Here is a 12356-nt window from a genome sequence, read left to right as displayed (position 1 = left end):
AGTTTGGAGTGCTCGCCACCCTGTCAAGGTGGAGGCCGCGGGTTCAAATCCCGTCAGGACCGCAGTGGAAGGAAGAGGGGCCCGCATCCCGGTATGGGATGCGGGCCCCTTCGCCATGCCCCCGGCGTCCCGTGGAGGGGCAGGCCGTCTTGACGGGGTTGGCCGGCGACGGTACCCAGAGACCAGGGCCCGTTCCCGGTGCGGCCCTGGAGGTGGCGTATGGCGGGTTCGGCGAGGCATGAGACGCGGGCGTTGCTCCGCGCGCATCTGTCGGCTGCTTCGTCGTATCGCCATCTGACCCGCCACTGCCCGATCTGCCACCACCTGCTGCGGCTGGCGATGGACGGCGGGCCCAGAGTCGTCGAGGTGCCGGAGGACGTCGTCGAGGACGAGAGCCCCGCCGGTGCGTGACCTTCGACGGCCCCAACAGCCGTACCGGAGTGGGGTGATGGAGCGCGTGCACCCTTTAGCGCACGGGCACCGGCGGTAACAAGGACTCTGACATGTGACGGGTGTCACCGCATGAGTTTCTGAAACCGCGGTACTTACGCCTCACCTACAACTGGTCAATTTAATATGTGCAATTGCACTACCCCCGGAGGCCCCGCCCAGCCGTCTCCCGACCGCCGCCCACAGGAGATGCGACAGGCCTCCCCAGACTCCGACAAGCCCGCTCACAGGACCGCCGTTCCGGCACTCCACGCGCACAAAAAAGATCGCGCTGGACCCGGCGGAGTCCAGCGCGATCGACGACGCACCCTGTTCACAACTTGCTTGGGAAGCCCGGATGAGCTTGGGCGTGGGCTCTGTTGGGGCAGAACCCGCGTCGCTTGGAGCTAGGGTTCGGGCACCTCGGCGCAGTTTGGGGACCTGCCGATTTGCCCTGATATGGAGTTGTCAGGCCTCGCTGCGCTGCTGCGGGATGCCCGCCAGCAGTGCACGGACCTCCGCCTCGCGGTAGCGGCGGTGCCCGCCGAGCGTACGGATCGAAGTGAGCTTGCCGGCCTTCGCCCACCGCGTGACCGTCTTGGGGTCGACACGGAACATGGTGGCGACCTCAGCCGGGGTCAGCAGCGGCTCGGCATCAGGGGTGCGAGCGGTCATGAGCGGCCTCCTCGGGAGAACCGATCGTTCTCGGTTCTTTCCTCTAAATTCTGCACCTTGACCCGCGTTGCCCGAAATGGCGGACGCGAGTCGAGTCGGTTATAGGACGAACGGCTTGTCCTCGGCACTACAACTACACCATCTGTCCAGCCGCGTCGGCCAAACCGATGGAATTGCCCTCCAGGTGTTCATCAGCGAACGGATGCCGATGGACCATGCCATAGCGGACAGTCACGCCACTGTGACGATCAGTCACAGTGGCGTGCAGGAGTCACCAGACCCCCCACAAAGCGTGCAATGCGGACGGAGTCCTCCCCGGACTCCTTGTCCTATTTTGGCATGAGGAGGGGCAAGCGACGCAAGGGCCGGGTACGTGCGTTCCGTCACGCTCGACACATAAGCCCGGATCGGGGCGTACGTCCGATGTTGACGAAACCTCAGGAACCTCGGTGGCAGGACGAAACCCCAAAACGGGCGATTCGTCAAACGCCAGTTCGTTACCTACGGGTATTCAGTTCGCCGAACGCCGGTCCCTGACCGACCGCCAGCGCTCCACGAGCCGGCCGTACGCCTCCCCCGCCGAAGCCCCGTCGCCGTGCCGCAGCGCCTCGATGCCCTCGGCCACGTCGGCCGCCGAGTGGTCGTCCTCGAGCGCGCCGGCCGGCAGGGTGTGCACCAGACCGCCGTAGTCCAGCTCGACCAGCGAGCGCGGGTGGAACTCCTCCAGCCAGCGTCCGACGTCCATCAGGCCGTCGATGAGCGGGCCCTCGTCGAGGGACTCCCTGAGAGTCCTCAGCCCCCGCGCGACCCGGCGCCGGGCCTGCACCATCGGCGTGCGGTAGCGCAGCATCGGCGGGATCTCGCCGGAGCCCTTGTCGAAGCGCCGCTCCTCGTCCGAGACCAGCACGAACCAGTGCAGCGGCACCTGCCAGGTGGCGGTGCGGATCCAGGGGCGGGCGTCCGGGTTGCGCACCAGCCAGCGCTCGTAGTCGTTGGTCGCCTGACGCCGTACGAACTCGGGCAGGGCCGCGTCCAGAACCGGCTTGGGGAGCTCCTCGGGCAGCTCCTGGAGGGCCTGCCAGCCGCGCAGCCGGGTACGCCACGGGCACACGCACACCACGCCGTCCACGTCGAGCACGAACGCGTCGCTGCTCTCGTGCACCGGGACCGGGATGGGCGGGGTGGGCACCAAGTCGGCCAGGGAACGGCGCAGTTCGTCCTGGTAGGAGGGACGGTCCTGGCGTCGGGCGTAGCGCGCCCAGTGGGTGCGCTCCGGCTCGGGGAAGGCGGCCAGGGGTTCGTAGACGCGGAGGTACGTCGCGTACGGGACGATCACCGAGGACACCTTGGGCACGCCTGCTCCCTCCCCCGCCCACCACCGGGAAAACCTGCCGAACCCGCTGACGAACGCGCGGGAAATCCATGCAAATCGTCGCACGGACGCCTCCGGGCGGTAAGTGATCCTCCGCACTGCGGGGATGACGGGGCCCACAGGCTCTAATCTCGTCCTCACAGGCCCCGCCACCCTCCCCCTCTGCCAAAAGCGCGGGGGGACCCCAGGGGACTGGTCTCCACCCGCCGCTACTTGCTTCAGGAGTCACCACAGTGACCGACGTAACCGGCGCACCTGCTGATGTACTGCACACCCTGTTCCACTCGGACCAGGGCGGACATGAGCAAGTCGTGCTCTGCCAGGACCGCGCCAGCGGCCTGAAGGCCGTGATCGCCATCCACAACACCGCGCTGGGCCCCGCCCTGGGCGGTACGCGCTTCTACCCCTACGCGACCGAGGCGGAGGCCGTCGCCGACGCGCTGAACCTCGCGCGCGGGATGTCGTACAAGAACGCCATGGCCGGTCTCGACCACGGCGGCGGCAAGGCCGTGATCATCGGCGACCCGGACCGGGACAAGAGCGAGGAGCTCCTCCTCGCCTACGGCCGTATGGTCGCCTCCCTCGGCGGGCGGTACGTGACCGCCTGCGACGTCGGTACATATGTCGCCGACATGGACGTCGTCGCCCGTGAGTGCCGCTGGACCACCGGGCGCTCCCCGGAGCACGGCGGCGCCGGCGACTCCTCCGTGCTCACCGCCTTCGGTGTCTACCAGGGCATGCGCGCCAGCGCCCAGCACCTGTGGGGCGACCCGTCGCTGCGTGGCCGCAAGGTCGGCATCGCGGGCGTCGGCAAGGTCGGCCACCACCTCGTGACGCATCTGCGGGACGAGGGCGCCGAGGTCGTGATCACGGATGTGCGCGAGGAGGCCGTGGGCCGGATCCTCGCGGCCCACCCGGTGGGGGTGACGGCCGTCGCCGACACCGCGACCCTGATCCGCGCCGAGGACCTGGACATCTACGCCCCGTGCGCACTCGGCGGGGCCCTGAACGACGACACCGTGCCGGCGCTGACCGCGACGATCGTCTGCGGGGCCGCCAACAACCAGCTCGCCCACCCGGGCGTCGAGAAGGACCTCGCCGACCGCGGGATCCTCTACGCGCCGGACTACGTGGTGAACGCCGGCGGTGTCATCCAGGTCGCCGACGAGCTGCACGGCTTCGACTTCGAGCGGTGCAAGGCGAAGGCGGCGAAGATCTTCGACACCACGCTGGCCATATTCGCACGTGCGAAGACGGACGGGATTCCGCCGGCCGCGGCGGCCGACCGGATCGCGGAACAGCGGATGAGCGAAGGACGCGCGGGGCTCCGGGCGCACTGATTCGCGGAGGAGATTCCGGGCACCCGCACGTTTGGCCGGTACCCGTCGGCGGGCACTTAGAGAGAACTCTCACGTCCGTCGGCGGGTCGCCTGCCAAGAAGTGGTTAAAATCGCGGTTGACCAGCGGGGACAGGGCGCCCCGAGGGTCCTGGGCGCGGGCACGTCCTGCGGGCGACGTACCGTATGGGCGTGGGCTCAGGTACCGTGGAAGCCCTACGGACCGGTCTCTCAAATGAGAGTCCGTTCCAGATCATGAACGCGTGTCAAGACTCTGGGGCCGTCGAGCCCCGTCACCGAGGGGGTCGAGCCATGGGGCGCGGCCGGGCCAAGGCCAAGCAGACGAAGGTCGCCCGCCAGCTGAAGTACAACAGCGGCGGGACTGACCTGTCGCGTCTGGCCAGCGAGCTGGGCGCTTCGACTTCGAGCCAACCGCCGAACGGCGAGCCGTTCGAGGACGAAGACGAGGAAGACGACCCGTACGCCCAGTACGCGGATCTCTACAACGACGACGAGGACGAGGACGAGGAGTCCGGCCCGTCGTCACAACATCGCCGCGGCGCTTGACGCACTAGCTGTGCTTGACCCGGTCCGGAGTGGTCCACACCACCCGGACCGGGTTTTGCGCTGCGCTCCGCGCATCAGGCGTAGTCGCCCACCATCTCCGCGCCCGTCGCACGGTCGTGGCGCTCGGTGATCTCACCGGCGACCCATGCCTCGACGCCCCGGTCCTCCAGGGTGGCGAGCGCCACGTCCGCGGACTCCTCCGGGACGATCGCGATCATGCCCACGCCCATGTTCAGCGTCTTCTCCAGCTCCAGGCGTTCGACCCGACCGGTCCTGCCGACGAGGTCGAAGACCGGGGCCGGGGTCCAGGTGGAGCGGTCGACGATCGCGTGGAGGTCGTCCGGGATCACCCGGGCCAGGTTGGCGGCGAGCCCGCCACCGGTGATGTGCGAGAAGGCGTGGACATCCGTGGTGCGCGTCAGCGCGAGGCAGTCCAGCGAGTAGATCCTGGTCGGCTCGAGGAGCTCCTCCCCGAGCGTGCGGCCGAGTTCCGCCACGCGTGCGTCCAGGGACAGGCCCGCCTGGTCCAGCAGGACGTGCCGCACGAGCGAGTACCCGTTCGAGTGAAGCCCGGAGGCCGCCATGGCGATCACCGCGTCACCCGTACGGATACGGTCCGGGCCCAGCAGCCGGTCGGCCTCCACCACGCCCGTACCGGCGCCGGCGACGTCGAAGTCGTCCGGGCCCAGCAGGCCGGGGTGTTCGGCCGTCTCACCGCCCACCAGGGCACAGCCGGCCAGCACACAGCCCTCCGCGATGCCCTTGACGATCGCGGCGACCCGCTCGGGGTGGACCTTGCCGACGCAGATGTAGTCGGTCATGAACAGCGGCTCGGCGCCGCACACCACGATGTCGTCCATGACCATGGCGACCAGGTCGTGGCCGATGGTGTCGTAGACGCCCAGCCGGCGGGCGATGTCCACCTTGGTGCCGACGCCGTCCGTGGCGGAGGCGAGCAGGGGACGGTCGTAGCCCTTGAGGGCGGAGGCGTCGAAGAGGCCGGCGAAACCGCCGAGGCCGCCGAGGACCTCGGGGCGCTGGGTCTTCTTCACCCACTCCTTCATCAGCTCGACCGCGCGGTCGCCCGCTTCGATGTCGACGCCCGCGGCTGCGTAGCTGGCACCAGTTGTCTCAGACATGGTGGTGAGAACTTTCGTGTCGTACGGCAGGGAGGACGGGCGGACTACGGGCGACGGATCGCGTCGGCCGCGGCCGTGGCGGCGGGCCCTGCGGCCAGCTCGGTCTCCAGGAGCTGCTTGCCGAGCAGCTCGGGGTCCGGGAGCTCCATCGGGTACTCGCCGTCGAAGCAGGCGCGGCACAGGTTCGGCTTGGCGATGGTGGTCGCCTCGATCATGCCGTCGATGGAGATGTACGCCAGGGAGTCGGCGCCGAGCGAGGTGCCGATCTCGTCGATGGTCATGCCGTTGGCGATCAGCTCCGCGCGCGTGGCGAAGTCGATGCCGAAGAAGCAGGGCCACTTGACCGGCGGGGAGGAGATCCGGATGTGGACCTCGGCCGCGCCCGCCTCCCGGAGCATGCGCACCAGGGCCCGCTGGGTGTTGCCGCGGACGATCGAGTCGTCCACGACCACCAGGCGCTTGCCCTTGATGACTTCCTTCAGCGGGTTCAGCTTCAGACGGATGCCGAGCTGGCGAATGGTCTGCGAGGGCTGGATGAACGTACGGCCGACATACGCGTTCTTCACCAGGCCCGCGCCGAAGGGGATGCCCGAGGCCTCCGCGTAACCGATGGCGGCCGGCGTGCCGGACTCCGGGGTCGCTATCACCAGGTCGGCGTCGACCGGGGCTTCCTTGGCGAGCTTGCGGCCCATCTCCACACGGGAGAGGTACACGTTCCGCCCGGCGATGTCGGTGTCGGGGCGGGCCAGGTACACGTACTCGAAGACACAGCCCTTGGGCTTCGCGTCCGCGAATCGGGAGGTGCGCAGGCCGTTCTCGTCGATGGCCACGAACTCGCCCGGCTCGATCTCGCGGACGTAGGACGCGCCGCAGATGTCGAGGGCGGCGGACTCGGAGGCGACGACCCAGCCGCGCTCCAGGCGGCCGAGGACCAGCGGGCGGATGCCCTGCGGGTCGCGGGCGGCGTACAGGGTGTGCTCGTCCATGAAGACGAGGGAGAAGGCACCGCGGACCTTCGGGAGGACCGTGTGCGCGGCCTCCTCGATGGTCAGGGGCTTGCCGTCGGCGTCCTCCTGGGCGGCGAGCAGGGCCGTGAGGAGGTCGGTGTCGTTGGTGGCCGCCACCCGCGGGGTGCGGCCACCCTCCTTCTTCGGGAGGTCGGCGACCATCTCGGCGAGTTGCGCCGTGTTGACCAGGTTGCCGTTGTGGCCGAGCGCGATGGAGCCGTGCGCGGTGGCGCGGAACGTCGGCTGGGCGTTCTCCCACACGGAGGCACCGGTGGTCGAGTAGCGGGCGTGACCGACCGCGATATGACCCTGGAGCGAACCGAGCGAGGTCTCGTCGAAGACCTGGGAGACAAGGCCCATGTCCTTGAAGACGAGGATCTGGGAGCCGTTGCTGACCGCGATACCCGCGGATTCCTGGCCCCGATGCTGGAGGGCGTAGAGCCCGAAGTAAGTGAGTTTGGCGACCTCTTCACCGGGAGCCCAGACTCCGAAGACGCCGCAGGCGTCCTGGGGGCCCTTCTCACCGGGGAGCAGATCATGATTGAGTCGACCGTCACCACGTGGCACGCTCCCGAGTGTAGGCGAGGTCGACCACTGGTCCGAATTGAGGAAACCCGCCGGTAGTGGATCTTCCTCGACCTGCCCCCTTCTGACCTGCGCAAACGTCGGCGGGCCCGCCCGTCGTGCCGGTCCGCGAAGAGCGCGGAGTGAGACGTCCCTCACCCTTCGGGTGGCGCGTCGACGCACGAGGGGCTATGTCATCAGCGGCAGCAGCGCGGACAGGTCGGCGCGCTCCCCGCTCGCGCTCACCCGTGCCTCGTCGAGCGCGTACTTCCAGGCCACCCGCCCGGTCGCGAGCCGCATCCAGGTCAGCGGGTCGGTCTCCACGACGTTCGGCGGGGTCCCCCGGGTGTGCCTCGGCCCCTCCACACACTGCACGACGGCGTACGGCGGCACCCGCACCTCGGTCGAGCCGCCGGGGGCCTTCACGGCGAGGGCGTCGGCGAGCAGCCGGGTGCATGCGGCGAGGGCCTGGCGGTCGTACGGCACCTCCAGCCCCGGCACGGCGGCGTTCAGGTCGTCGGTGTGGACGACGAGTTCGACAGTCCGGGTGACCAGGTAGTCGTCGAGGGGCAGCGCGCCGACGTTGGTCTCCAGGAGCCGACTGCCGGAGTGTGCGTCCAGCAGCTCGGTCAGGGTCCGGTCGACGTCGGTGAGGTAGGTGTCGAGGTCGGGGTGGCGTTCGGCGAGGTCCCGCGTGAAGTGGGCGATGGCCGCGGAGTTGGCGGAGGTGGCGAAGGGCCAGTCGAGCAGCACGGCGTCCTGCCGCGCGGGCGCCGGCCGGTCCAGGGCCCGGTGGACGGCGGTGACCGCCATCCCGATGTGCGCGACCAGCTCGCGTACGGTCCACTCGCCCAGCCGCGTCCCCAGCTCCAGCTGCCCGGGACTCAGACCGCGCACGGCCTCCCGTACGTTCCCGAGCTGGGCCTGCACGGCCTTGCGGATCTTGACGGAGTCGTACGCGCGGGCGCGCTTCCTGGCCGGGGGCATGGCAGTGAGCCTAGCGGCCCGGTACGCGGGCAGGCCCCGCGCGTCGGGTGACGGACGGGGCCTGCTCGGTCGTACGACCGCCTACTTGAGCAGCGCGGGAATCGTCTCCTCGTGCGCCTTCCGCAGCTCCTCCAGGGAGAGCTCGAACTCGCCCTGGAGCTCGACGCTGTCGCCGTCGACGACACCGATGCGGGTGACGGGCAGACCCCGCGCACCGCACATGTCGTTGAAGCGGAGCTCCTCCGAACGCGGCACGGCGACGACCGCGCGCCCCGCCGACTCGGAGAAGAGGAAGGTGAAGGCGTCCAGAGCGTCCGGTACGACCAGACGCGCGCCCTTGCCGCCCAGCAGCGCCGACTCCACGACCGCCTGGATCAGACCGCCGTCGGAGAGGTCGTGCGCCGAGTCGATCATGCCGTCCCGGGAGGCGGAGATCAGGATCTCGGCCAGCAGCCGCTCGCGCTCCAGGTCGACCTTCGGAGGCAACCCGCCCAGATGGTCGTGGACCACCTGCGACCAGGCCGAACCGCCGAACTCCTCACGCGTGTCACCGAGGAGGTACAGCAGCTGGCCCTCCTCCTGGAAGGCGACCGGTGTGCGGCGGGCGACGTCGTCGATGACACCGAGCACGGCCACGACCGGGGTCGGGTGGATGGCGGCCTCGCCCGTCTGGTTGTAGAGCGAGACATTGCCGCCGGTCACCGGGGTGCCCAACTGCTGGCAGGCGTCGGCCAGGCCGCGGATGGCCTCCGCGAACTGCCACATCACCGCCGGGTCCTCGGGCGAGCCGAAGTTCAGGCAGTCGGAGACGGCGAGGGGCTTGGCACCGGTCGTGGCCACATTGCGGTAGGCCTCCGAGAGCGCCAGCTGGGCGCCCGCGTACGGGTCCAGCTTGGCGTAACGGCCGTTGCCGTCCGTCGCGATGGCGACACCGAGGCCGGACTCCTCGTCGATGCGGATCATGCCCGAGTCCTCGGGCTGGGCCAGCACCGTGTTGCCCTGCACGAAGTGGTCGTACTGCGAGGTGATCCACTTCTTGGAGGCCTGGTTGGGGGACGACACGAGCTTCAGGACCTGCTCACGAAGCTCTTCACCCGTCGCGGGCCGGGGCAGCTTGTTCGCGTCGTCGGCCTGGAGCTCGTCCTGCCAGGACGGGCGGGCGTAGGGGCGCTCGTAGACCGGGCCGTCGTGGGCCACGGTCCGCGGGTCGACGTCGACGATCTTGCCGCCGTGCCAGTAGATCTCCAGTCGGTCGCCGTCGGTCACCTCACCGATGACGGTGGCGATGACGTCCCACTTGTCGCAGATCTCCAGGAACCGGTCCACCTTCTCCGGCTCCACGACCGCGCACATGCGTTCCTGCGACTCGCTCATGAGGATCTCCTCGGGCGAGAGCGTGGAGTCGCGCAGCGGTACGTCGTCGAGGGTGACGCGCATACCGCCGGAGCCGTTGGAGGCGAGCTCGGAGGTGGCGCAGGACAGGCCGGCCGCGCCGAGGTCCTGGATGCCGACGACCAGCTTCTCCTTGAAGGCCTCCAGGGTGCACTCGATGAGCAGCTTCCCCTGGAAGGGGTCGCCGACCTGGACGGCCGGGCGCTTCGACGGCTTGGCGTCGTCGAAGGTCTCACTCGCCAGGATCGAGGCGCCGCCGATGCCGTCACCACCGGTCCGGGCCCCGTACAGGATGACCTTGTTGCCGGCGCCGGACGCCTTCGCGAGGTGGATGTCCTCGTGCCGCATCACACCGATGGCACCGGCGTTGACCAGCGGGTTGCCCTGGTAGCAGGCGTCGAAGACGACCTCGCCGCCGATGTTGGGCAGGCCCAGGCAGTTGCCGTAGCCGCCGATGCCGGCGACGACACCCGGCAGCACACGCTTGGTGTCGGGGTGGTCGGCGGCGCCGAAGCGCAGCGGGTCGACGACCGCGACCGGGCGGGCGCCCATCGCGATGATGTCGCGGACGATGCCGCCGACGCCGGTGGCCGCGCCCTGGTAGGGCTCGACGTAGGAGGGGTGGTTGTGCGACTCGACCTTGAAGGTGACCGCGTAGCCCTGGCCGACGTCGACGACACCGGCGTTCTCGCCGATGCCGACCAGCAGGGCGTCGGACTGGGGGGCCTTCTCGCCGAACTGGCGCAGATGCACCTTCGACGACTTGTACGAGCAGTGCTCGGACCACATGACCGAGTACATGGCGAGTTCGGCCCCGGTCGGGCGGCGGCCGAGGATCTCCACCACCCGCTCGTACTCGTCCTTCTTCAGGCCCAGTTCGGCCCAGGGCAGCTCGACGTCGGGGGTCGCGGCCGCGTGCTCGACCGTGTCCAGAGGCGTCCGGCTCATGCGTTGACCAGCTTCTTGAGGATCGAGGTGAAGAACGGGAGGCCGTCGGTGCGGCCCGTGCCGATCAGCGGCTCGGTGGCGTGCTCGGGGTGCGGCATGAGGCCCACGACGTTGCCGGCCTCGTTGGTGATGCCGGCGATGTCCCGCAGCGAACCGTTCGGGTTGAAGTCGACGTACCGGAAGGCGACACGGCCCTCGGCCTCGAGCTTGTCGAGGGTGTACTCGTCGGCGACGTACCGGCCGTCCATGTTCTTCAGCGGGATGAAGATCTCCTGGCCCTCGGTGTAGTCACTGGTCCAGGAGGTGGAGGCGTTCTCCACCCGCAGCTTCTGGTCGCGGCAGATGAAGTGCAGGTGGTCGTTGCCGAGCATGCCACCCGGGAGGAGGTGGGCCTCGGTCAGGATCTGGAAGCCGTTGCAGATGCCGAGGACCGGGAGGCCCGCCTTGGCCTGCTCGATGACCGTCTCCATCACGGGCGAGAAGCGGGAGATCGCGCCGGCCCGCAGATAGTCGCCGTAGGAGAAACCGCCGGGGAGGACCACCGCGTCGACCTGGTGGAGGTCCTTGTCCTTGTGCCAGAGGGCGACCGGCTCGGCGCCCGCGAGACGGATCGCGCGCTGGGTGTCCCGGTCGTCGAGGCTGCCCGGGAAAGTGACGACGCCAATACGAGCGGTCACTTCACGGCCTCCGCGACTTCCTCGACCCGTACGACGAAGTTCTCGATCACGGTGTTGGCGAGGAAGGATTCCGCAAGATCATGGATGCGGGCGAGGGCGGCCTCGTCGACCGGTCCGTCCACTTCCAGTTCGAATCGCTTTCCCTGACGTACGTCGGAGATGCCTTCGAAACCCAGCCGCGGCAGTGCGCGCTGCACCGCCTGGCCCTGGGGGTCGAGGATCTCCGGCTTGAGCATGACGTCGACTACGACGCGTGCCACTGGCACTCCCGGTGTGTGGTGCTGAGCGAGGTTCCCGCCGGTGTCTCCAACAGGTGTCTTCAGACTACCCGCACAAAATTTCTACGCGCGTCGACTTGTAGGAATCTACGTGACCGTGGTCACGATGGGCCCTCCGCGCGGCCGTCCACGAAAATTTCCGGGAAAGATGCACGATCGACAGCCGATACCTATTGCGCTCGGACACGCGGAAGGATTTAGTCGAGCTTCACAATGCATTGCCGGGCACTGTACAAATGAATTGGCAAGTGCCGTACGAAGGGACCGATATTCGTGGCGCAGAAAGTCGTGGTCACTCTCTTTGACGACATCGACGGCTCGGAAGCGGCGGAAACGATCGCCTTCGGACTCGACGGCAAGTCGTACGAGATCGACCTGAATCAAGCCAATGCCAAGAAACTGCGTAAGGCGCTCGAGCCCTACGTGGAGGCCGGCCGTAAGCGGTCCAGGTCGGGCAAGGCGTACAAGCAGACCGAGGTCGCGCCGGACCCGGCCGCCGTCCGGGCCTGGGCGCAGGCCAACAAGATGGACGTACCGGCCCGGGGCCGTATCCCCAAGAAGGTCTACGAGGCGTTCAGCGCGGCACAGTGAGCCGGGCGGGCGCCTGTGCGGCCCGGCCGCCTCGGGCCGACGGCCGGTCATCCGCCCCTCGGGACAACCGACTTGCGTTGCACCCCATCCGGTCAGCTAGAGTCTGGAGCACGCCGAGGGGCAAGGCCGAAAGGCCCGGCTCACGGAGTACACGCGGGTGTAGTTCAGTAGCAGAACATCCCCCTTCCAGGGGGAAGGCGCAGTGTGCAATTCCTGTCACCCGCTCTGCACCACCGTCCGGACCACTCTGGGGGCACTCCCTCTGGGGGAGGATCAGGTAGGGTGGTGCTCGCGCCGATCGGTGGGAGCCGGTCGGAGGCAATGCGGACGTAGCTCAGTTGGTAGAGCGCAACCTTGCCAAGGTTGAGGTCGCGAGTTCGAGCCTCGTCGTCC

The 12356-nt window shown here is 68.8% G+C and carries 12 protein-coding genes and 1 tRNA gene; 5 read left to right on the top strand and 8 right to left on the bottom strand.

Translation table 11 applies throughout. The features are described from left to right. The first annotated feature begins 219 nt into the window (after positions 1-219). Positions 220-411: a DUF6274 family protein gene (locus ABZT17_RS43770; protein WP_356357764.1), complete on the top strand. Its 192-nt coding sequence runs from the start codon at positions 220-222 to the stop codon at positions 409-411. 486 nt (positions 412-897) lie between these two features. On the opposite strand, the gene bldC is transcribed toward ABZT17_RS43770, so the two are convergent. Next, the gene (bldC, locus tag ABZT17_RS43765) at positions 898-1104 is read right to left on the bottom strand and encodes a developmental transcriptional regulator BldC (RefSeq protein ID WP_003949541.1); all 207 of its coding nucleotides are present in this window, start codon (positions 1102-1104) and stop codon (positions 898-900) included. A gap of 511 nt (positions 1105-1615) precedes the next feature. After that, positions 1616-2458, bottom strand: coding sequence for a hypothetical protein (locus ABZT17_RS43760; RefSeq protein ID WP_356357763.1), 843 nt, complete (start codon positions 2456-2458; stop codon positions 1616-1618). A 251-nt stretch (positions 2459-2709) separates the two neighbouring features. Between ABZT17_RS43760 and ABZT17_RS43755 the strand changes: the two genes are divergently transcribed. Then, complete coding sequence (locus ABZT17_RS43755; RefSeq protein ID WP_356357762.1) at positions 2710-3816, top strand: Glu/Leu/Phe/Val dehydrogenase dimerization domain-containing protein; 1107 nt, start codon at positions 2710-2712, stop codon at positions 3814-3816. A 309-nt stretch (positions 3817-4125) separates the two neighbouring features. Beyond that, a complete protein-coding gene (locus tag ABZT17_RS43750; RefSeq protein WP_356357761.1) occupies positions 4126-4380 on the top strand; it encodes a DUF3073 domain-containing protein in 255 nt (84 codons plus the stop codon). Positions 4381-4454: 74 nt separating this feature from the next. Here the strand turns inward: ABZT17_RS43750 and purM are convergent, their stop codons facing one another. The 6 genes from purM to purS form a co-directional block, all read right to left on the bottom strand. After that, positions 4455-5519: a phosphoribosylformylglycinamidine cyclo-ligase gene (purM, locus tag ABZT17_RS43745; RefSeq protein ID WP_356357760.1), complete on the bottom strand. Its 1065-nt coding sequence runs from the start codon at positions 5517-5519 to the stop codon at positions 4455-4457. A 44-nt stretch (positions 5520-5563) separates the two neighbouring features. Next, positions 5564-7093: an amidophosphoribosyltransferase gene (purF, locus tag ABZT17_RS43740; protein ID WP_356357759.1), complete on the bottom strand. Its 1530-nt coding sequence runs from the start codon at positions 7091-7093 to the stop codon at positions 5564-5566. Positions 7094-7279: 186 nt separating this feature from the next. Beyond that, positions 7280-8077, bottom strand: a complete 798-nt coding sequence (locus tag ABZT17_RS43735) for a sterol carrier family protein (protein ID WP_356357758.1) — start codon at positions 8075-8077, stop codon at positions 7280-7282. Positions 8078-8158: 81 nt separating this feature from the next. Further along, entirely contained in the window at positions 8159-10417 is a 2259-nt protein-coding gene (purL, locus tag ABZT17_RS43730; RefSeq protein WP_356357757.1) for a phosphoribosylformylglycinamidine synthase subunit PurL, read from the bottom strand. After that, on the bottom strand, positions 10414-11094 hold the full coding sequence (purQ, locus tag ABZT17_RS43725) for a phosphoribosylformylglycinamidine synthase subunit PurQ (RefSeq protein ID WP_356357756.1): 681 nt from the start codon (positions 11092-11094) through the stop codon (positions 10414-10416). Before purQ ends, purL begins: the two co-directional genes overlap by 4 nt. Further along, entirely contained in the window at positions 11091-11354 is a 264-nt protein-coding gene (gene purS, locus ABZT17_RS43720) for a phosphoribosylformylglycinamidine synthase subunit PurS (protein WP_356357755.1), read from the bottom strand. The genes purQ and purS overlap by 4 nt, the downstream gene beginning before the upstream one ends. Before the next feature lie 291 nt (positions 11355-11645). Here purS and ABZT17_RS43715 point away from each other — a divergent pair, with 291 nt between their 5' ends. Together ABZT17_RS43715 and ABZT17_RS43710 are read left to right on the top strand one after the other, a co-directional pair. Continuing rightward, positions 11646-11963, top strand: coding sequence for an Lsr2 family protein (locus ABZT17_RS43715; protein WP_356357754.1), 318 nt, complete (start codon positions 11646-11648; stop codon positions 11961-11963). 153 nt (positions 11964-12116) lie between these two features. Beyond that, a tRNA-Gly gene (locus ABZT17_RS43710) sits at positions 12117-12188 on the top strand. Positions 12189-12356: the final 168 nt, after the last annotated feature.

The organism is Streptomyces sp. NPDC005648 (assembly GCF_040605395.1).
Lineage (GTDB): Bacteria > Actinomycetota > Actinomycetes > Streptomycetales > Streptomycetaceae > Streptomyces.
The sequence above is the reverse complement of the archived record's forward strand: the minus strand, read 5'-3'. Positions and strand labels throughout refer to the sequence as shown.

Bases quoted from the DNA above. Each gene is read 5' to 3' on its own strand.
- purL (WP_356357757.1), bottom strand. From the start codon at position 10,417: ATGAGCCGGACGCCTCTGGACACGGTCGAGCACGCGGCCGCGACCCCC.
- ABZT17_RS43770 (WP_356357764.1), top strand. From the start codon at position 220: ATGGCGGGTTCGGCGAGGCATGAGACGCGGGCGTTGCTCCGCGCGCAT.
- ABZT17_RS43735 (WP_356357758.1), bottom strand. From the start codon at position 8,077: ATGCCCCCGGCCAGGAAGCGCGCCCGCGCGTACGACTCCGTCAAGATC.
- ABZT17_RS43750 (WP_356357761.1), top strand. From the start codon at position 4,126: ATGGGGCGCGGCCGGGCCAAGGCCAAGCAGACGAAGGTCGCCCGCCAG.
- purM (WP_356357760.1), bottom strand. From the start codon at position 5,519: ATGTCTGAGACAACTGGTGCCAGCTACGCAGCCGCGGGCGTCGACATC.
- bldC (WP_003949541.1), bottom strand. From the start codon at position 1,104: ATGACCGCTCGCACCCCTGATGCCGAGCCGCTGCTGACCCCGGCTGAG.